The sequence below is a fragment of the Yeosuana marina genome (genome assembly GCF_011762485.1).
GTDB lineage: Bacteria > Bacteroidota > Bacteroidia > Flavobacteriales > Flavobacteriaceae > Yeosuana > Yeosuana marina.
On the sequence record NZ_JAAKGI010000046.1, the window covers coordinates 113,764 to 134,594 of the forward strand.

At 32.4% G+C, this 20,831-nt stretch carries 20 protein-coding genes; 12 read left to right on the forward strand and 8 right to left on the reverse strand.

What is annotated here, in order from left to right; translation table 11 throughout:
- Window position 1: 1 nt before the first annotated feature.
- Window positions 2-1,498 (reverse strand): glycerol kinase GlpK, encoded by a 1,497-nt coding sequence (gene glpK / locus G5V56_RS18190; RefSeq protein WP_166967833.1) that lies wholly within the window; start codon window positions 1,496-1,498, stop codon window positions 2-4.
- Between the two features lie 45 nt (window positions 1,499-1,543).
- Window positions 1,544-3,103 (reverse strand): glycerol-3-phosphate dehydrogenase/oxidase, encoded by a 1,560-nt coding sequence (locus G5V56_RS18195; protein ID WP_166967837.1) that lies wholly within the window; start codon window positions 3,101-3,103, stop codon window positions 1,544-1,546.
- Between the two features lie 284 nt (window positions 3,104-3,387).
- Here G5V56_RS18195 and G5V56_RS18200 point away from each other — a divergent pair, with 284 nt between their 5' ends.
- The 7 genes from G5V56_RS18200 (at window position 3,388) to G5V56_RS18230 (ending at window position 11,184) form a co-directional block, all read left to right on the forward strand.
- Entirely contained in the window at window positions 3,388-4,155 is a 768-nt protein-coding gene (locus tag G5V56_RS18200) for a DeoR/GlpR family DNA-binding transcription regulator (protein ID WP_166967840.1), read from the forward strand.
- A gap of 55 nt (window positions 4,156-4,210) precedes the next feature.
- On the forward strand, window positions 4,211-4,810 hold the full coding sequence (locus G5V56_RS18205; RefSeq protein ID WP_166967843.1) for a SprT-like domain-containing protein: 600 nt from the start codon (window positions 4,211-4,213) through the stop codon (window positions 4,808-4,810).
- A 1-nt stretch (window position 4,811) separates the two neighbouring features.
- A complete protein-coding gene (locus tag G5V56_RS18210; RefSeq protein ID WP_166967847.1) occupies window positions 4,812-5,891 on the forward strand; it encodes a mannose-1-phosphate guanylyltransferase in 1,080 nt (359 codons plus the stop codon).
- A 64-nt stretch (window positions 5,892-5,955) separates the two neighbouring features.
- Window positions 5,956-7,419, forward strand: a complete 1,464-nt coding sequence (locus G5V56_RS18215; RefSeq protein ID WP_166967849.1) for a DUF389 domain-containing protein — start codon at window positions 5,956-5,958, stop codon at window positions 7,417-7,419.
- Window positions 7,420-7,452: 33 nt separating this feature from the next.
- Complete coding sequence (locus G5V56_RS18220) at window positions 7,453-8,544, forward strand: SGNH/GDSL hydrolase family protein (RefSeq protein WP_166967851.1); 1,092 nt, start codon at window positions 7,453-7,455, stop codon at window positions 8,542-8,544.
- Window positions 8,545-8,690: 146 nt separating this feature from the next.
- Window positions 8,691-10,466, forward strand: coding sequence for a glycoside hydrolase family 9 protein (locus G5V56_RS18225; protein WP_166967853.1), 1,776 nt, complete (start codon window positions 8,691-8,693; stop codon window positions 10,464-10,466).
- Window positions 10,459-11,184, forward strand: coding sequence for a polysaccharide deacetylase family protein (locus G5V56_RS18230; protein ID WP_166967855.1), 726 nt, complete (start codon window positions 10,459-10,461; stop codon window positions 11,182-11,184). The genes G5V56_RS18225 and G5V56_RS18230 overlap by 8 nt, the downstream gene beginning before the upstream one ends.
- 45 nt (window positions 11,185-11,229) lie before the next feature.
- Here G5V56_RS18230 and G5V56_RS18235 read toward each other — a convergent pair whose 3' ends face one another.
- A complete protein-coding gene (locus G5V56_RS18235) occupies window positions 11,230-12,372 on the reverse strand; it encodes a N(5)-(carboxyethyl)ornithine synthase (RefSeq protein WP_166967857.1) in 1,143 nt (380 codons plus the stop codon).
- Between the two features lie 429 nt (window positions 12,373-12,801).
- Here G5V56_RS18235 and G5V56_RS18240 point away from each other — a divergent pair, with 429 nt between their 5' ends.
- The 3 genes from G5V56_RS18240 to G5V56_RS18250 are packed head-to-tail and all read left to right on the forward strand — an operon-like array spanning window position 12,802 to window position 14,069.
- Complete coding sequence (locus G5V56_RS18240) at window positions 12,802-13,104, forward strand: PID-CTERM protein-sorting domain-containing protein (protein ID WP_166967859.1); 303 nt, start codon at window positions 12,802-12,804, stop codon at window positions 13,102-13,104.
- Entirely contained in the window at window positions 13,091-13,687 is a 597-nt protein-coding gene (locus G5V56_RS18245) for an archaeosortase/exosortase family protein (protein ID WP_166967861.1), read from the forward strand. The genes G5V56_RS18240 and G5V56_RS18245 overlap by 14 nt, the downstream gene beginning before the upstream one ends.
- Complete coding sequence (locus tag G5V56_RS18250) at window positions 13,665-14,069, forward strand: hypothetical protein (RefSeq protein WP_166967863.1); 405 nt, start codon at window positions 13,665-13,667, stop codon at window positions 14,067-14,069. Before G5V56_RS18245 ends, G5V56_RS18250 begins: the two co-directional genes overlap by 23 nt.
- A gap of 54 nt (window positions 14,070-14,123) precedes the next feature.
- Here the strand turns inward: G5V56_RS18250 and G5V56_RS18255 are convergent, their stop codons facing one another.
- The gene (locus G5V56_RS18255; protein ID WP_166967865.1) at window positions 14,124-14,891 is read right to left on the reverse strand and encodes an ABC transporter ATP-binding protein; all 768 of its coding nucleotides are present in this window, start codon (window positions 14,889-14,891) and stop codon (window positions 14,124-14,126) included.
- A complete protein-coding gene (locus G5V56_RS18260) occupies window positions 14,891-15,628 on the reverse strand; it encodes an MlaE family ABC transporter permease (RefSeq protein ID WP_166967867.1) in 738 nt (245 codons plus the stop codon). The genes G5V56_RS18255 and G5V56_RS18260 overlap by 1 nt, the downstream gene beginning before the upstream one ends.
- Before the next feature lie 111 nt (window positions 15,629-15,739).
- Here G5V56_RS18260 and pafA point away from each other — a divergent pair, with 111 nt between their 5' ends.
- On the forward strand, window positions 15,740-17,404 hold the full coding sequence (gene pafA / locus G5V56_RS18265; protein ID WP_166967869.1) for an alkaline phosphatase PafA: 1,665 nt from the start codon (window positions 15,740-15,742) through the stop codon (window positions 17,402-17,404).
- A gap of 1 nt (window position 17,405) precedes the next feature.
- Window positions 17,406-18,215: a DNA/RNA non-specific endonuclease gene (locus G5V56_RS18270; RefSeq protein ID WP_166967871.1), complete on the forward strand. Its 810-nt coding sequence runs from the start codon at window positions 17,406-17,408 to the stop codon at window positions 18,213-18,215.
- Here the strand turns inward: G5V56_RS18270 and G5V56_RS18275 are convergent.
- The 3 genes from G5V56_RS18275 to G5V56_RS18285 form a co-directional block, all read right to left on the reverse strand.
- Window positions 18,208-19,056: a glycosyltransferase family 2 protein gene (locus tag G5V56_RS18275; protein ID WP_166967873.1), complete on the reverse strand. Its 849-nt coding sequence runs from the start codon at window positions 19,054-19,056 to the stop codon at window positions 18,208-18,210. The two genes, G5V56_RS18270 and G5V56_RS18275, sit on opposite strands and share 8 nt — an antisense overlap.
- A 58-nt stretch (window positions 19,057-19,114) precedes the next feature.
- Complete coding sequence (locus G5V56_RS18280) at window positions 19,115-19,642, reverse strand: class I SAM-dependent methyltransferase (protein WP_166968022.1); 528 nt, start codon at window positions 19,640-19,642, stop codon at window positions 19,115-19,117.
- Window positions 19,643-19,703: 61 nt separating this feature from the next.
- Complete coding sequence (locus G5V56_RS18285) at window positions 19,704-20,762, reverse strand: 3-oxoacyl-ACP synthase III family protein (protein WP_166967875.1); 1,059 nt, start codon at window positions 20,760-20,762, stop codon at window positions 19,704-19,706.
- Between the last annotated feature and the right edge of the window lie 69 nt (window positions 20,763-20,831).

Below are 20,831 nucleotides of genomic sequence, written 5' to 3' on the forward strand. Positions count from 1 at the left end.
TTTATTCTTCTATCCAGTTTTGTGCGCATTTTACGGCTTTATGCCAGTAGTGCAACATGTTTTTCACCTTTTCTTTATCTGTTACTGGATAAAATTCTTTATCAATTATCCATTGCGATTGAATATCGTCAATACTATCCCAATACCCTACAGCCAAACCAGCTAAATAGGCAGCTCCCAAAGCCGTTGTTTCTAATGTTTTAGGACGAATAATTTTAAATCCAAATAAATCTGATTGAATTTGCATCAACAAATCGCTTGCCGCTGCACCACCATCAACTCTTAATTCAATACTTTTCTCGCCAGCATCTGCTTCCATAGCTTTCACAATATCATAAACCTGAAAAGCAATGCCTTCTAATGTGGCACGAGAAATATGGGCGTCTGTTGTCCCACGAGTAATTCCCATAATTACCCCACGCGCATATTGATCCCAGTAAGGTGCACCTAAACCTGTCATTGCGGGTACAAAATAAACACCTCCATTGTCTTCAACTGTTTCAGCTAAATGGTTTATACCGGGTGCTGTTTTAACCATTTTTACACCATCACGCAACCATTGAATAGCGGCACCACCAACGAAAACACTTCCTTCAAGAGCATATGTCGTTTTTCCGTTAATTTTCCAACCAATTGTTGTTAGTAAATTATTATGGGAGGAAACAGCTTTATCTCCAGTATTCATGAGTAAGAAGCATCCTGTGCCGTAGGTGTTTTTCACCATACCAGGTTTAGTACACATTTGACCAAATAAAGCAGCCTGTTGATCGCCAGCAATACCAGAAATAGGAATTTTAGTTGAGAATAGGGTCGTAGCTGTTGTTCCGTAAATTTCGCTACTTTCTTTTACTGTTGGCAAGATTGTTTTTGGTATATTAAATAGTGTTAATAATTCTTCATCCCATTCTAAGGTGTGAATATTCAATAACATAGTACGACTTGCATTTGAAACATCAGTAATAAACATCTTGCCTCTAGTTAGTTTCCATACAAGCCAAGTGTCAACAGTTCCAAAGCATAATTTACCAGCTTCTGCTTTTTCTCTTGCTCCTTTAACATTATCAAGAATCCATTTTAATTTAGTCGCAGAAAAATAGGCGTCTAGTACTAATCCTGTTTTCTTTTTAATCATATCAATATGGCCAGCAGCTTTTAACTCATCACAGTATTTAGCAGTTCGTCTATCTTGCCATACAATAGCATTATATATTGGTTCACTTGTTTCTCGGTCCCAAACAATGGTTGTTTCTCGTTGATTTGTGATTCCTATTGCAGCAATTCCTTCACCAGAAATTCCTTCTTGAGCAGTAACTTCTGCGGCGACCGATATTTGAGAAGACCAAATGTCATTAGGATTATGTTCTACCCATCCTGGCTTTGGAAAAATTTGATCAAACGGTTTCTGAGAAATTCTCACAATTTCTCCATTATTATTAAATAAAATTGCTCTGGAGGATGTTGTGCCTTGATCTAGGGCTAGAATCAGCTTGTTTTTCATATGACGTTTAGTTTATTAGTTATGTCTATTCCATTAATTTAGTTCTTATAAAATATAATTTGAGGTTACTTTTATATAATCGGCTACTTGTTTTAGCTGCCATTCATCGTCTTCTTTTAATTCATATGCCATGATTTTAGCAACTTTTGGTGCCATTTTTATGCTTTCTTTTGCATCTAACAACTGACAGCGGGTTCTTCTAGCTAAAAAATCTTCAACAGTACGAGCCATCTCGTGTCTAACAGCCCAAACAACTTGAGCATTAATAACTTCAAGAGAGGTACTAATATAATCTTTCATTCCTTCTTGAGTAGCTATTGTTAATACATTATCTTCATCTGTTCCGTAAAAGTATAGTGGGTTATTACGATTTGTATTTTCTTTATAACCATGTATTTTTAAATATTTTGTTTTAGTTGGAATGTGCTGCCAACCTTGATTTCGCTCTGCTTTATCAACTAAATCTTCTCCCATTTTTCTGTAGGTGGTCCATTTTCCTCCTACCATGGTAAGTAATCCAGATTCAGACTCAAAAATTTTATGACTTCTAGAAATCTCTTTTGTTTTGTTTCCGTTTCCTTTCGAAGCTGCTAATGGCCTTAATCCTGCAAACACACTTAAAACATCACTTCTTTTAGGGGTTTTTATTAAATATCGCGAAGCAGTATTTAAAATAAATTCTATTTCTTCTTCTAAAGCAATAGGTTCTAAAGATTCCTTTTTTACAGGAGTATCTGTAGTTCCAACAACCACTTTGTTATGCCAAGGAACTAAAAACAATACTCTTCCATCATCTGTTTTTGGAATCATGATAGCATCATTATCTGGTAAAAAAGATTTATCTAAAACTAAATGAACACCTTGACTTGGAGCTATTGTTTTTTCAGCATGAGGCGAATCCATTTTTAAAATATCATCGGCAAACACTCCAGTTGCATTTACAACTTGTTTTCCTTTTATTTTATAGTCTTTCTTTTTTTCTTGATCTATAAATTTAACACCCGTAACCTTGCCGCTACTATTTTTAACTAATCCTTTTACGTCGCAATAATTTAAGACAATAGCGCCTAAGCCAACCGCAGTTTGTAAGGTGTTTATAGCTAAACGAGTATCATCAAACTGACCATCATGGTATGCAACGCCAGCCGATATTTTGTTAGGGTTAATAGTTGAAATACGTTTTAAGGTCTTAGATTTAGATATCCATTTAGACCGTCCTAAACTTAATTTTCCAGCCAATAAATCGTAAAAAGTTAATCCTACTGTATATAGTACTTCATCAAAAAAACCATGAGTTGGTATTATAAATGACAAATTTTCAACTAAATGTGGCGCGTTTTTTAGTAGCAATCCTCTTTCGGTTACAGCTTCCCTAACAAGACCTATATTTCCCTGTTCTAAATATCTAACACCTCCATGTACAAGTTTTGTACTTTTACTAGAAGTTGATTTGGTAAAATCTGATTTTTCTAACAAAACAACAGAATAACCTCTTGCAGAGGCTTCAAGAGCAATTCCAATACCAGTAGCGCCTCCTCCTATAATTATAAAGTCATACTCCTTAGAGTTGTCATTAATTTTATCTATCATTTCATTTCTTTTCACTTCTCTATAATTTAAAAGGTTATATGATGATGAAACAAATATAAAAACAAAACGAAACAAAAAAAAAGTTATACAATGTTTTTTTTAGTTATTATTATAATAGAGTTAACTGTCGCCTAGTACGATATCAAGTGGAATTCGATATTTTGTATTTGGAACAGTGTAGAAGGGTATTAATAAGCTGATTATTTTTAAATAAATAGAAATATAATAACTTACGAAAGTTTTGAAATGTTTCGAACATTATTAATATTGATGTATATTTGATAGTAAATAGAAATAAGATGGTTTTAAATATAGCTGAGCGCCATAAACTGATATTAAAAAAATTAGAAGAAAATGAATTTGTTGATGTGTCAGATCTAAGTAAAGAATTTAATGTGTCTCTTGTTACAATCAGAAAAGACCTTAAAGTCTTAGAAGAAAAAAATTTACTTTTCAGATCTCATGGTAGAGCTTTTTTAAAAAATCCGTACACAACCGACTATCATGTTAATTTCAAAAAACAGCTTAAAACAGATGAAAAAGTTAGAATAGCAATTCATGCAGGCCAAATTTTAAAACCTCACGACAGTATTATAATAGCCTCTGGAACTTCTGTTATTGAATTCGCAAAGCATTTGAAGCCGACGGCTGGATTGACAGCGTTAACTGCATCTCTTAATGTAGCATTAATTTTATCAGAAAAACCTAATATTGACATTATTCAACTGGGTGGAATTCTTCGAAATAGTTCTTTGTCTGTTGTTGGTTCAATTAGTGAAAAAATGCTGTCAGAATTTACTTTTACAAAATTATTTTTAGGAGTTGATGGGATAGATTTAGAATTTGGCCTGACAACCACTAGCGCAATGGAAGCATCGCTAAATAAGGAAATGATTAAAGCGGCTCAAAAAATTATTGTTTTGGCCGATTCATCTAAATTTGGAAAAAAAGGGTTTGGAAGAATTTGTGGACTAGACGATGTTGACCAAATAATTACAGATACTGGTATTGACGAAAAAACTAAAAACAGACTTTTTGAACTTGGTATTGAAGTCACCATTGTTTGATTTTTAATAAATAATCTATTGTTTTTTCTTCTAAAAAATCCTGTATTTTTGTAATATGCAAGACATGCTCCAAGGGTATATTCCAGAACAATCTATGGCACAGGTTTTAAACCTGTTAAAACATGATAATCTTACCGTAACAATTAAAAAGGAGCGCAAAACACGTCATGGCGATTATATGCGCTTACCCAATGGTAAGCATCAAATTACAGTTAATTCCAACTTAAATCAATATCGATTTTTAGTCACGCTCATTCATGAAATCGCTCACTTTGAAGCTTATAAAGCTTATGGACGTTTTATAAAACCGCACGGTATAGAGTGGAAACGAACGTTTCAACACTTGATGTTACCATTTTTAAATCCTACAATTTTTCCAAATGACTTGTTATCTCTTTTGGCAAAACATTTTAAAAACCCAAAGGCGTCCAGTGATACAGATGTTAATTTAGCACTAGCATTGAAGCAATTTGATAGACCGAATAATAAAACGTATATTTTTGAAGTGCCAATTGGTAGCACATTTAAACTGTACAATGGTAAAGTATTTAAAAAATCTCAAAAACGCGTAAAACGTTATGAGTGTATAGAAATAAATACGGGAAAGTTGTATCTGTTTAATCCAAATGCAGAAGTCGAATTATTAAACGAATAATATGAATAAAAATTATTATGCCATTTTAATGGCAGGAGGCGTAGGATCTAGATTTTGGCCAGTGAGTACACAAGATTTTCCAAAACAATTTCATGATATGTTAGGGACAGGAGATACGCTCATTCAAAAAACCTTTCAACGATTAGCAAAGTTAATTCCGCAAGAAAATATTTTCATTCTAACTAACGAGAGTTATAATGATTTAGTTTTTGAGCAATTACCAAACGTCACAGAACGCCAAGTAGTTTTAGAACCTGCTATGCGAAATACAGCACCATGCATTTTATATGCGTCTTTAAAAATTCAAAAGGAAAATCCAGATGCCGTTATGATTGTGGCGCCAAGTGATCATTGGATTGAAGATGAAACAACCTTTTCAAATAATGTACAACAAGCTTTTGATTTTTGTGCTGAAAATGATGCATTAATGACTTTGGGTATTCAGCCAACGTTTCCAAATACTGGTTATGGTTATATTGAGTTTGATAAAACAGCCGCTAGTGATATTAAATCAGTAAATCAATTTAGAGAAAAACCAGATTATGAAACGGCTAAAGAATTCATTGCACAAGGAAATTTTCTTTGGAATGCAGGTATTTTTATGTGGAGTGTAAAAAGTGTAATTACAGCATTCCAAAATAATCAACCAGCACTTTTTGAATTATTTAAAAAAGGAATTCCTGTTTATAATACGGATGAAGAGAATGACTTTATCCAAGAAAATTATGCTAAGGCAGAAAACATTTCGGTCGATTACGCCATTATGGAAATGTCTAAAAATGTGTTTGTAATTGCAGCAGAATTTGATTGGAACGATCTTGGTACTTGGGGGAGCTTGTATGACAAGTTAGGGAAAGATTCTAACGGAAATGCGATTGTTAATTCAAGAACATTAACCGAAGAAGCTACAGGCAATATGATACGTACCAAAAAGGATAAAATTGTAGTTGTTGACGGGTTGCAGGATTATATTATAGTTGATAAGGAAGATGTATTATTAATTTATCCTAAATCAAAAGAGCAGGATATTAAAAAAGTGCTTAACAAAGTAAAAGACACGTTTGGAGAGCAATATGGTTAATTAAGGAGTACTTAAATATCTAAAATTTATATTTATATTAGTCGGCAAGTGCTAATTAATCAACATGGAGGAAAATAAATTAAATGTCTCGGATGAAAATACCAAAAGAGACGAGTCGGTAGAGCAATCTAAAGAAGACGTTAAAAAAGATGCTCAAGGTCTGTTTGATAGTGTCAAAAAGTTCTTAAAAGAATTATTAGATTTTAGAGAAGATACAGACAGAGACGCAACAATACAAGCTATTAAAAATGATATTCCATTTAAAGGTGCTACAGCTTGGATCTTGGTTTGCTCCATATTTGTGGCGTCTATTGGTTTAAATGCTAATTCTACAGCAGTAGTTATCGGCGCCATGTTAATTTCGCCACTTATGGGGCCTATTCTTGGTGTTGGGTTATCTATTGCCATTAACGATGTTGATACTTTAAGGCGATCATTAATTAACCTAGGAATCATGATTGTTCTTAGTTTAATCACTGCTTTTTTATTCTTTTATTTATTTCCACTGAGTGAGGATACTTCAGAACTTTTAGGTCGTGTAAAACCTGATATTCGTGACGTTCTTATTGCATTTTTTGGTGGTCTAGCATTAATTATTGCACGAACTAAACGCGGTACCATCGCCTCAGTTATTTTTGGAGTTGCTATCGCAACGGCTTTAATGCCGCCACTGTGTACTGCGGGTTATGGGTTAGCAAAAGGTAATTGGCAATATTTTGGTGGTGCTATGTACTTATTCACCATTAATACCATTTTTATTGGTTTAGCAACTTTTTTAGTTTTAAAAGTCCTCAGGTTTCCTATGCTTAAGTATGTTAATTCCGCTAAACGTAAACTTATAGGAAGAATAGCTTCTTTAGTTGCTATTGTGGTTATGGTGCCTGCAGTATGGACATTTATATCGGTGTTACAAGAAAGTAATTTTAACAGAGATGCTAGGGCCTTTGTTGATAATGAACTAGCTGTATTACCACATTTTGAATACATAAAACAAAATGCTATTTATAATTATACTGATAGCCAAACACACTCCATAGAACTAAATACATTTGGTTTGGATGAAATTCCAGATTCTACGATTGAACTTCTTAAGAAACGAATGACTCAATATCACGCTTTACATAATACGCAGTTAGTATTCAATCAAAACAAATCAAAGAATTTGGATAATTTCAAATATATGGAAGAACTTCGTTCTAGAGACTCATTAGATTTGTTATCTCAAAGTCAAAAAATTATATTTTTAGAGAGTAAGGTAAGGCAGTTGTCTAAACTAGAAAAGAATTATATTCCCTTTGATGAATTAACGAAAGAGGTGAAGATTAATTATGAAAATTTAGATCAGTTTTCCTTTGCCAATGTTATTAATACCAATTTCACAAAGACTGACACAATTCCTGTTTTTACTGTAAAATGGATTGATTCCTTATCAAATGAACAATCTAAAGTAAAAGATAGTGAAAAACTAAAAAAGTGGTTAAAGCTAAAATTAAGTTTAGATACGTTGGTTATAAAACGTGAAAATTGAAGAATCAATTAAAACAATTTACCATATAAAAGCATGAAAATTTTATATAATAATTTTTTTTTACTTGTAACGCTAATCTTACTCTGTGCTTGTTCGACTCAACGAGGTTTATTTGTAGGCTATACAAATTCACAAATAGACTATTCTGGTAGAATAGATTCATCAAAAATTAAAGGTGTAGATTTATATTGGTCTGGAACTTCAATAAAATTAAATTTTGAAGGGAAATCCATATCGGCATTATTTAAAGATGAAACAGGAGATAATTATTATAATGTTATGATTGATAATGATAGTCTTTCAATTTTTAGACCAGACACAACCAAACAATATTATCAATTTGCTTCAAAACTGCCAGAAGGAAAGCATACTGTTGAAATTTTTAAACGAACGGAATGGAATAGAGGAAAATCTTCTTTTTACGGATTTCATATTCAAGGACATTCAAAAGTATTGCCAAAATCTTTGCCTCAAAAAAAGAAAATAGAATTTTACGGAAATTCTATTACCGCTGGCTATGCTGTTGAAGATACATCTGGTAGAGATATACCAGATAGTACGTATACTAATAACTATTTAAGCTATGCAGCAATTACTGCAAGGCACTACAATGCAAAATATCAATGTATTTGTAAAAGTGGAATTGGTATGACAATTAGCTGGTTTCCCTTAATTATGCCTGAAATGTATGATAGATTAATTCCTACCGATGAAAATAGTAAATGGGATTTTTCTTTGTATAATCCGGATATAGTTGTTATTAATATTTTTCAGAATGATTCTTGGTTAGTTAATATGCCTGGTTCAAATGAATTTAAGAAGCGATTTGGCTCTACTGTTCCTAATGACGACTATTTTATTAAGTCATATCAACAATTTGTAGAGAACATAAGGAAGCATTATCCCAAATCAAAGATTATATGTATTCTAGGAAGTATGGATGCTACCCAAAAAGGTTCAAAATGGGTAAGTTATATTAAAGAAGCCGTTGCTAAGTTAAATGATAATAAGATATATACGCATTTTATTCCCTACAAAGAAACAAGTGGACATCCTTCTTTAAAAGAGCAGGAAGAAATAGCAGAAAGTTTAATTCAATTTATTGATAAAAATATTGATTGGTAATATTTACCATATCAATTTTATAAAATCGTTTTTTGTTACTGTATTTATATTAAAAGGATTGATACTTTTAAGAAAATGAATTTAGATTTAACGTACTGAAAACCTTAAATTACTAGAGTTCATTATATTTTTTAAAAAGATTGGATATGAAGATTACTCGAATTATTATAATACTGCTTTGTTTTTGCTATAATTTCTCTAAAGCAGGTCAGGATGTTGAGATAAGAATCAATTTAGCTGGATATCCAATAGATAATCCAAAAAAAGCAATCATATTAAGTAAAAAAGAATTGATAAAGCCTTTATTGATTTTAAAAGATGAAAAGGGAGTCGCATTAAAAGAATATTCAGGATTGCTTGTTGAAAATGGATGGTATCCATTTTCAAATTATTATGTTATAGACTTTTCGGATTTCAGGAAAGAAGGCACCTATTATTTTGAATTCAACGACGAGAATATTGTAAGTAGTACGTTTCATATTGGTAATTATCCAAATTGGCAAGAAGATGTCGTTGGGTTTATTAGAACGCAACGATGTGGTTTTAATCCACATACTAAAAAGTTCTGTCACCAAAAAGATGGATTGAGTTTTTTTGGAATCAGACCAGATTCAACACAAATTGACGCTACTGGCGGTTGGCATGATGCAGGCGACCAATTAAAATATCTTATCACAGGAAGCAATACAACTGCACGATTGCTTATGGCATATCAGATGAACCCCAAAAAGTTTGAAGATAAATTTAACTCAAAAGGATTAGAGGGTGCAAATGATTTACCTGATATTTTAGATGAAGCAAAGTGGGGTCTTGAATGGATATTAAAACTCCATCCTAAACCCAATGAGCTATATCATCAAGTTGCGGATGACAGAGATCATCGTGGGTTTAAATTACCGCATGAGGAAAATGCCGATTATGGTTGGGGACCCAATAGTTTTCGACCTGTTTATTTTGCAAATGGAAAACCTCAAGGTCTTTCAAAATATAAAAGTCAGGCCACTGGTGTTTCAAATTTAGCAGGGCGTTCTGCAGCTACTTTAGCTTTAGGTTACGAGGTTTTTAATAATTTAGAGGGCTATGAAGCGTTTGCAAAAACTTGCTTGCAAGCTGCTCTTGAACTTTATAAAATGGGTCAGGAAAATGAAGGATATCAGCAGGGCAATAGCTTTGGAGCACCCTACCGCTATGAAGAGAATACCTGGGCAGACGATATGGAATGGGCCGCTGCACAACTGTACAAGGTTTCTAAAAAGGAGAAGCTTTTGAAGGATGCTCGTAAATATGCCAAAATTATTGGAACGTGGTCTTGGATGGAACGTGATACAACTGGCCATTATGAAATGTATCCTTTTGTTAACATCGGGCATTATGCATTATGGCAAGTGGGGTCTGCCAAAGACAAACAGCAAATGATTGCGTATTACAAGCATAACTTAGAAAGAATCCAAAAAAAAGCAGATGACAATCCTTATGGTGTTGGACACTTATTTGTTTGGTGTTCAAACAATCTTGCTGCTGCTGTGGCGACGCAATGTATGCTGTATGAAGAAATGACTGGATCAAAAGAATATAGATCTTTAATGCAGAATCACGTTAATTGGTTGCTCGGTCTTAACCCGTGGAATTCTAGCATGATTACAGAGATTCCCGAAAATGCCGATACACCAGTAGATGTTCATATGCCTTTTTGGAAAATCAATAAGGAATCTATTAAAGGAAGTTTGGTTGATGGTCCAATTTGGACAACTATTTTAGAAAAAATGATAGCCATTAACCTTTCTGAACCTGATGAATATGAGAATTTTCAACCACATCATATCAAATATAGAGACGATTGGATGGACTATAGCACTAATGAGCCTACACTTGATGGTTCTGCCGAACTATTACTCATATTAACACGCTTAAGTAATGAATAGAATTATTCTATCTATTTTTATTTTAGGGGTGCTTAATATTGCAAAAGCACAAAACATAATTGATCAAGAAGGTGCTTTAATAAGGTCCGATACCTTGCAAAAAAACATTTATTTATGTTTTACTGGACATGATTATTATGAAGGTTTTGACCATGTTCTAGGGGTTTTACAAAATAAAAAAATTAAGGCTTCATTTTTTCTTACTGGTGATTTTGTTCGCAATCACACTGATTTGGTAAAACGTATTATAAGTCAAGGACATTATGTTGGAGCTCATTCAGATAAGCATCTTTTGTACTGCGATTGGTCAAAAAAAGATAGCTTACTACATACTCCAAATGTAATAAAGGAGGATATACTGAATAACTTAAAGATATTACAAGACTTAGGGGCTAATGCTTCTTATTTTATACCTCCTTATGAATGGTGTAATACAAAGGTTGTACAAATAGCGAAAGAACTTAATCAAACAACAGTAAATTATTCGCCAGGAACAAGATCTAATGCCGATTATACAACTCCTGATATGTCAAACTATATTTCAAGTGAGGCTATTTTAGAAAGCATTTATAACTACGAAAAATTAAAAGGAATGAATGGTTTTCATTTACTTATTCATCCAGGTACAAATCCATTAAGAAAAGATAAATTGTATTTACATTTAGATGAATTAATACATAAGTTGATGTCTAAAGGATACCAATTCAAAAAATTCTAATTAGAAAAATACTGCCGATAATAATTTTCATAAAACACATGCCAATTATTTCACGTAATGTGGATAGTCTTTTTCACGATTCTGAAATCTAAGAATTGTATCTTTAACAATAACTCCTTTATCAATATTGATGGCGTTTTTGATGGTTTTGTTTTCCGGCCATTGGTCTCGACCACCAATAACCGAAGGTAAATGCACAATCATAGCTGCTGAAATTGATCTAGACGCACTTTCCCAAAAATAACTAGGGGTGTGGTCTACCGCATAATAATCAATTGTATCTATTGAAATGATAGGATTTTTAAATGTAGTGGGTTTAGCAAAATAGAACCCCATGCCTTCATCGCAGCTCACATCAATTATTAGCGTACCAGGTTTTAGCATTGATTTTTCATCTTCATTTACATAATTAATAGGGTCGTCTACATCTTGATAGGTTCCATTAATGATGATTTCAGATTCATGAATTAAATCCAATAAAGGTCGTTCAGACCCATCGTGTTCTACTAAAACTAATCGCGGTTCATTGTTGTTCCCGTTTCTAATTCTTGCATAATGAACATCCAAAACTTCTTCTCGTACTTCATGATCTGGTCTTTGAATGCAGATAGTAATATCTCTAAACCCATGAGCTTTTAACGCATAAATAGCGCCTCGGCTAACGGCTCCAAAACTGAATATGATAGCCTTTCTTTGATTCCCATAATGACCGTCAATTCCCTTTAATTGTAGGGCATGTATAACTGCACAGTATCCAGCCATTTCATTATTTTTGTAAAAGGTGTGTCTACCAATTTGGCCATTTGGACCCCAGACATACATATCTTCAAAAGCGATCAAGGTTAATTTTTTATCAATGGCTGTTTGTGTGATCTGCATTTGTTGGGCACAATGTGGATACCCCCATAAAACACCTCCTGTCTTTAATTCTTCTAAATCTGAGAGGATTGGTTTGGCTATAATCACGGATCCTATATCAGATAATATTTCACCGCGAGTGGCCATGCCTCCAGTAAGTTCAATAATTTCCTCATCTTCAATATTAAACGGTTTGCCATAGCCCCTCTCAAAGATGAGTTGCTTGCGTATGTGTTCTGGAAGTCTTTTTAAATGTTCAGGATGGATTGGGACACGTCTTTCGTCTTCTTTTTTTGAGGTACCAATAACTCCCATTTTTAATAAAGCCATATAATTCTGTTTTAAATTGAAACGAATCACAGATTAATGAGTTAAGTAAAGCGTTAAATTGAAATTTCTTGTTGTGGATTTTCCTCTAGTAATAAGGCATTAAGTTGATTACTAGAGATGCGTAAAGAATTATATTGACATCAACGGATATATATCCATTGTTAAAGATAAGCTATTTAACTTAGAGTTTTAGAGTTATTAAAACAATTCAATAAAACTATAAGATAAAAAATTAATATATAATGTATTATTGTTTCTCTTCAATATACATTTGGCGCACTTTTTTCATGAGTTCCGAAGAATTAACAAAATCTGTTACTACTTAGGAAACACATTTTAAAGTTTTAATTTGAATTTTGTCGGAAAAATTCCTTTCAAATTAAAATAGTGTATAATTTAGTCTTGCTATTAACCTCGTTAAAATAAATTATGAAGATTAACAAAACTTTTTTAAAAACCATTAGGGCAATTTTAATACTATTAGCTTTAACATTTTCAACTAACACGAATGCAACTACTTTTGGAGGAAATAAACCAAAAAGGGAAAAGCATAATGATTGGAAACCTAAAAAACCTAAGAAAGTAGAAAGAGAACACAAAAGAGAACGCCAAAGAGAAGGAGAGTGTGAAACACCAAGCGTTCCATTAGATGGAGGTCTTAGTATTCTATTAATTGGTGCTGCTGCTTTTGGAGTTAAAAAATTACGTGGAAGTAAAAATGATGAAATTTAATTCATTAAAAAATGAAATTCCGTTACCAATAAGGCTTTTTCTAGGAAAAGCCTTATTGTTTTTTATTGCTTGGGAAATTATTTACGGAGTTTTTTTGTTAGATTCAAACGTATTAAATAATCTGCTAACATCGCATGTTGCTGTATCTTCCGCTTTTGTTTTAAATAATTTGAGCCCTATGTCTGGCTTTACTGCAAAAGAGGAAATTTATACTGAAGTTTTAGGAGGAGAAACAACAAACATTAAAAGTTCTGTTATATATCATAATAATTACAAGGTTTTAAATATTGCGCACGCTTGTAATGGTTTAGAATTGTTGGTTTTATATATAGGTTTTATTGTATGTATGCCTTCAAAGATTGTTCGTAAAATACTGTATATTATTCTAGGGGTGATACTTCTGGACTTTATTAACATACTTAGATGTGTGGGCTTAATATATTTACAAGAATATTTTCACGCTTACTTCCAGTTTGCTCATCATTATTTATTTAAAATTATCGTTTATACAGCTACTTTTTTAATTTGGGTGTTTTATAGTCGTAAAATCAACTTTAAAAATGAATCTATACAAATCGGATAAGGTTCGCTTCATTTCTGGACTAGTATTTATTTTAGTCATTTATTCGGCGTATTACATTTGTTTTTTAGAAAATGGTGATTTAATATTAACTTCGAAAATAAGACATGTTATTAAGTTTTCAACTACAATTGCAGTCTATATGGTTGGGACTTTTCACCTTGGAAAATTAACCGATAGATGGATGTCTTTTATTTGGCATATAGTTCATATTTCAGGATTAAGTATTCTAACATCAGTGGGTTTATTTGATTGGTTTATTTCTCCAATTAGCTTAAATTTAAGAGTTTTTGCAGGTAGTATTCAAGAGATATTAATTTCACCTCTTTTATATGTCGCTATGGGATTACTTAATAGAAGTTTAAAGAAAAGCTCAGTTGCCTAAACTTTAAAACTATTTATTTCAAATTGTAAAAAAAATAACAAGCATAAAATAAAACTACTGTTTCTCTTCAATATACATTTGGCGCACTTTTTTCATGAGCTCAGAAGAATAAACAAAATCAGTTACTACTTCGTTATCGGTTTTAAAAATAGTGTCTTTAGAACCTTCCCATGCTTTTAAGCCATCTTTTAAAAAGACAATCTTTTCACCAATTTCCATTACCGAATTCATATCATGAGAATTGATAACAGTTGTAATGTTATATTCATCGGTGATTTCTTGAATCAAATTATCAATAATAATAGATGTTTTGGGATCAAGACCAGAGTTGGGTTCATCGCAAAATAAGTATTTCGGATTATTTACTATGGCTCGAGCAATGGCAACACGTTTTTGCATACCTCCAGAAGCTTCGCTAGGCATTTTATTATGGGCATCAATTAAGTTAACGCGTTTCAAAACAAAATCAACGCGGTCCTCCATTTCGCTTCTACTTTGTTTGGTAAACATTTTTAAGGGAAACATGACGTTTTGAGCAATAGTCATTGAATCAAACAATGCACTACCTTGAAATACCATCCCAATTTCGGCGCGTAAATTTCTCTTTTGATCTTCACTTAACTCAGAAAATACTTTACCATCATATGCAATACATCCTTCTTCATAATCAAATAGCCCTAACAAGCATTTTATAAAAACAGTTTTTCCTGAGCCACTTTGGCCAATTATTAAATTGGTTTTCCCTTTTTCAAAAGACGTACTAATGCCTTTTAAAACTTCAACTCCAGAAAACGATTTATGTATGTTTTTTACCTCTATCATTAGCTCAGCAACATTTGGGTTAAAATATAGTTTAACAATATAATAACAACACTGGTCCAAACAAACGAGGTTGTACTGGCTTTTCCAACTTCAAGAGCACCTCCAGTCATGTAATATCCATGATACGATGGGATGGTTGCTAAAACAAATGCAAATATTGTTGTTTTAATAAAGGCATAGGTTATATGAAACGGAATAAAATCTGTTTGAATACCAATAATGTAATCGCTAAGCGAACTAAACCCACCATAAACACAAGCTGCCATACCACCTAAAATACCTAAAAACATAGCAATGGATATAACAAAAGGGTAAAGTAGAAGTGAAATAAACTTAGGGAATACTAAGTAGTTTAAAGAATTAATTCCCATCACTTCAAGGGCGTCAATTTGCTCAGTTACACGCATGGTTCCAATACTTGATGTAATAAAAGAGCCTACTTTACCAGCCATAATAATAGAAATAAATGTGGGTGCAAATTCCAGAATAACAGATTGTCTGGTTGCAAAACCTACTAGGTATTTAGGAATTAATGGGTTGCTTATATTTAGTGCTGTTTGAATGGTAACAACGCCACCTACAAAAAAGGAAATGAAAGCAACGATACCAAGCGAGCCTATAATTAAATCGTCAATATCTTTTAAAATGAGCTGCTTCATAACCGACCATTTAGTTGGTTTACGAAACATTTCGACAATCATTAAAAAATAAGTGCCTATATAATGGAGGTATTTCATATTAAATTTATTAGTGCTAAAGTAAAAAAAAGTTACAGGTATTTAACTTTAATTTTAAATTATGATGTTTTAAAAATAGTATTTTTGAAAAATTAATAATAAACAATAAAAATGAAGCATTTATTTACTTTAATAGTATTCGTTATTTACAGCACGTTTTCTGTTGCTCAAAATAGTGTAGAAGTCAAACAGAACTATAAATCAACTAACTTGAATGAACGACCTAAGTTAGTGGTTGGGATAGTTGTCGACCAAATGCGATATGATTATTTAACGCGTTTTTACAATAAATACGGCGATGGAGGTTTTAAACGTATGATGAATGAAGGATTTAATTGTAAAAATAATCATTTTAATTATATTCCTACATATACAGGGCCTGGTCATACCTCAATTTATACAGGAACTACGCCAAAATATCATGGTATTATTGCTAATGATTGGTATGATAAGGAATTAAAAAAGAGTGTGTATTGTACCGAAGATGATTCTGTGCAGTCTGTTGGGACTTCAAGTAGTGCAGGACAAATGTCTCCACAAAGAATGAAAACAACCACTTTTGGAGATGAAAACAGATTGTTTACGCAGATGCGAGGAAAAACAATAGGTGTTTCAATTAAAGACAGAGCATCTATTTTACCTGCAGGACATACAGCAAATGCTGCCTATTGGTTTCAAGGTAAGAATGAAGGGAACTGGATTTCAAGTACATTTTATATAAAAGAACTTCCAAAATGGGTAACAAACTTTAACAAAAAGCATTCGGTAGATTCGTATTTAAAAGAATGGAATACCTTATATAACATTACAACATATACTGAGAGTGGAAGTGACTTAAATAATTTTGAAGGTGGTTTTAAAGGAAAAGAAACGGCAACATTTCCATATGATTTAGCAACATTAAAAAATGAAAATAGCGGATATGATATCTTAAAATCTACTCCTTATGGAAATAGCTTAACGACTGATTTTGCTATTGCTGCTATTAAGGGAGAACAATTGGGAAGTGATGATATTACTGATGTGTTAACCGTAAGTTTTTCCTGTACAGATTATGTTGGACATAATTTTGGTGTTAACTCTAAAGAAATTGAAGATACGTACTTACGATTAGATTTAGATCTTGAAAGACTTTTTAAATCTTTAGATGATCAAGTGGGAAAAGGAAATTACACGGTATTTTTAACTGCCGACCATGCCGCAGTTAATGTGCCTGCTTATTTGCAAAGTGTAAAAATTCCTGCTGGGTATTTTGATTCTAGAGATTTTAGTAAAAAAATAAATAACTTTATGGAAACTACTTTTGGAGCTTCTGATTTGATTGAAAGCATAATGAATAATCAAATATTTTTAAACAGAAAAAAAATACAGGAGTTAGATTTGGATTTGGATGATGTTCAAGAAGCTATTGTTAATGAAATTATTGGCTATCAATATATTGATAAAGCATACACTGCAACAGCAATGAGTAATACGTCGTTTTCCACAGGAATAGAACGATTGATTCAAAATGGATTTAGTCAAAAGCGTTCTGGCGATGTTATTTATGTGCTCGATCCAGCGGTTATTTCTTATAGTAAAACAGGTTCAACACACGGATCGGCGTTTGAGTATGATACGCACGTACCTTTATTATTTTTCGGGAAAGGCATCAAACATGGTCAAACCTTACAGAAAACAGAAATAACAGATATTGCTCCAACTATGTCGGCGCTGTTAAACATAAGCTATCCAAGTGGGAATATTGGGAAACCTTTAGAATTTGTTTTTAATTAGTTTGAGTAAAAGAAACATATATTCTATTGTAGCGATACTCATTGTTTTAGGTGTTTATGGATATGAGTATTTTTTAGATAACGAAGAGCAAAACAACATTGTTGAGGAAGGTTCAACCATAAAGGATCAAACAAACGAGTATTTCTTACCTACAAGTACAACAGGACAAATTGTGCATCATAACGGTTATTCTTTATCCTATAATGAACCTTACGAACAGGCTGAATGGGTTGCTTACGAATTAAAGAAATCTCAACTTTCTAATAATAATTTTGAAAGACCTTATTTTGAAATCGATAAGGCTGTAAAAACTGGTGCGGCTAGTTGGAAGAACTACAAGAATTCAGGGTATGATCGTGGACATTTATGTCCAGCAGGAGATAGAGAGTATGATATTAATGCCTATAATGAAACCTTTTTAACAAGCAATATATCTCCACAAGAACATGATTTTAATGCAGGTATTTGGAATACATTAGAACAGAAAACTAGATATTGGGCAAATAAATATGACGGTGTTTTCGTAGTTACAGGGGGTATTTTACAAGATGGTTTAAAAACGATAGGTGATGAGCATGTTGCTGTGCCCAATCAATTTTACAAAATCATTTTGGATAATAACCATGGAAAAATTAAAATGATTGCTTTTTTAATGCCTCATGAAAATTCCAATAAGCCTTTGTATTCGTTTGTCGTATCAGTCGATTCTATTGAAAAACTAACTGGTATAGATTTCTTTCCCGAGTTAGATGATTCTGTAGAAAATAAACTTGAAGCATCAAGTAATTATAAAAACTGGAGTTTTAAATAAACTTATTTAGCATGCCTTTCCATCTCAATTTTCTAATAAACATTCCTTGTTCTTCAGTCACCAGATAAGGTATTTTGTCTTTTTTAGCTTTGAAATAACCAGATATATAATCTTTAAATAAAGAAAAACGTTGTTTTCTGTAGGCGAGTTTTAATGCAGAAATTAAGGTAATTAAAAATCCATATCGCATTTTATACATGGCTTCACCTTGTAAATATTTGGAGGCCTTGTTATAATTAATACCAGTTGGTTTTAAATGTTTTATATGAAGTGTTTCATCGGTTAAAATTTCCCAGTTGTAATACTTGGCAAGTAGCTCATCAATAGTATCCCATCCCATTGAAGGTTTCAGTTTTCCAATTTGAATAAAGCAATCTTTACGATAAGCTTTTAAGGCGCCTCGAATATGGTCTTTTCTGGTTAAGTTTTCAACAATCCAGTCATTATTTTTTTGAACATAACAAAATCCAGCAGCCATTCCTAAGCGTTCGTTATTTTTAAAGTGTAATGCAATCTGCTCTACATAATTGTTCGGAAAAATTAAGTCGGCGTCAAATTTGCAAATCACATCATAATCACTATCTAAAGTTTCAAAACCTTTATAAAAGGCATTGATTATTTTTGAACCTGGTAAGTGTTCGTTAGACGATTTGGAATTTACTAATTGAATCCAATGATATTTAGTGCTGTAACTTTCTACAATATCTTGAGTATTATCAGTTGAATTATCATTTACTACAACAACTTGTTTTGGTAAAAGTGTTTGGTGAACTAAAGAATCTAAGGTTAACCCAATAGAATCTTGTTCGTTGTGTGCGGGTATGACTATATAGAAATTCAAACTCCTGAGTTTAGGACTCAAAGTTAAAATTTATTTCTCTATATCTTTCCTTTAGAATTTAATTATTGATGCGCTCAGCATACACAATATAATAACGTGGCGTAAACCATCTTAATAGAGGTCTAATACCAAGTTTCTTGGTTGGATTGGTCCATTTTTGGCGCGCTTTTATTTCCCATCCAGCTTTCTCAAGCAACCAATCAAACTGCCAGTCTTCAAATTCATGATAATGCCTGTCCCACATATCGGTTTTGCTTCTATAGGCTGTTGAAAACCATAATCTAAGCGGAATGCTCGCTACTAATTTATCAGCTTTAATAGATTTTAAAACGGTGAAAGGCGATAATAAATGTTCAAAAATTTCAAAAGCGGTCACTACATCTGCTTTAGAATTTTCAATAGAAGAAGTATCAATATCTAAATCCTCACCTTTGGTATTTTCTACGTTGAATCCTTCGGATTTTAAAATGTCTGTAAACGGATTTTCAACACCTAAATCTAATATAGACTGAGTATTAGAAACATGAGCATTTAAAAATTCTATAGTGTGTTTATAACGTTTATTTGGATAGCTTTTCTCGTACATAATCATTCCCATATAAAATGGGATGGTTTAATAATTTTCAAATAAATGAAAATTTTAGTTATTAATATTTGTAAACTAATGCATTAACGCTCATTCCTGAGCCAACACTTGCAAATATAATAACATCACCTTTATTTAAGCTGTGGTTTTCTAATTTGTTATTCCTCACTAAATCAAAAAGTGTAGGCACCGTAGCAACCGAACTATTTCCTAAGTTTTGAATGCTCATCGGCATAATATTGTCGGGAATATTGGTTTTGTAAAGTCTGTAAAAACGTTTTAAAATGGCTTCATCCATTTTTTCGTTAGCTTGATGTATAAAAATCTTTTTGACATCTTTTATATCAACACCACTATTATCCAAACACGTTTTCATGGCTTGTGGTACATAATTGAGTCCGAATTCGTAAATTTTACGACCAGCCATTTTTATATAGCGCGTATTTCTATCTAATTCTTGATTATTAGAATTTCCAAAGTATAAATAATAAGCTTCATCATAAGTATAGGTAGCGGATTCATGCGCTAAAATGCCTCCCTTATCGTCTGTAGCTTCAATAATAGCAGCACCTGCACCATCTGAGAATATCATAGCATCTCTATCATATTTGTCAATAACTCTTGATAAAGTCTCGGTTCCAATAACCAAACAGCGCTTGGCCATTCCAGCGGTTATAAACGCTTTGGCTTGAATAACTGTTTCAATCCAGCCAGGGCAACCAAAAAGGATGTCGTAAGCAACACATTTTGGGTTTTTAATACCCAGACTATGCTTGATTCTGGATGACAATGCTGGTAACATATCACTTTGAATAGTGTTATGTTTTACATCTCCAAAATTATGAGCAACAATAATATAGTCTATAGTTTCAGGATCTATTTTCGCGTCTATAATAGCTTTTTCGGCGGCAAAAAAACCTAAATCTGATGAGTTTAGATGTTCTTTTGCATAGCGTCTTTCTGAAATTCCTGTAATGGCTTTAAATTTTTCAATGATAACAGTGTTTTCACTATTAATTGGTGTGCCATCTGTATTTAAAAAAGTGTTCTTATTAAAACTTTCGTTTTTTTCAATGATATCTGGAATATAGCTACCAGTACCAGTAATTTTAATATTCATAATTATAAAATTATGCCTTTAATTTAGTCATCATACGAAAGTACATAGTTAAAATTAAAGGCCAATTAA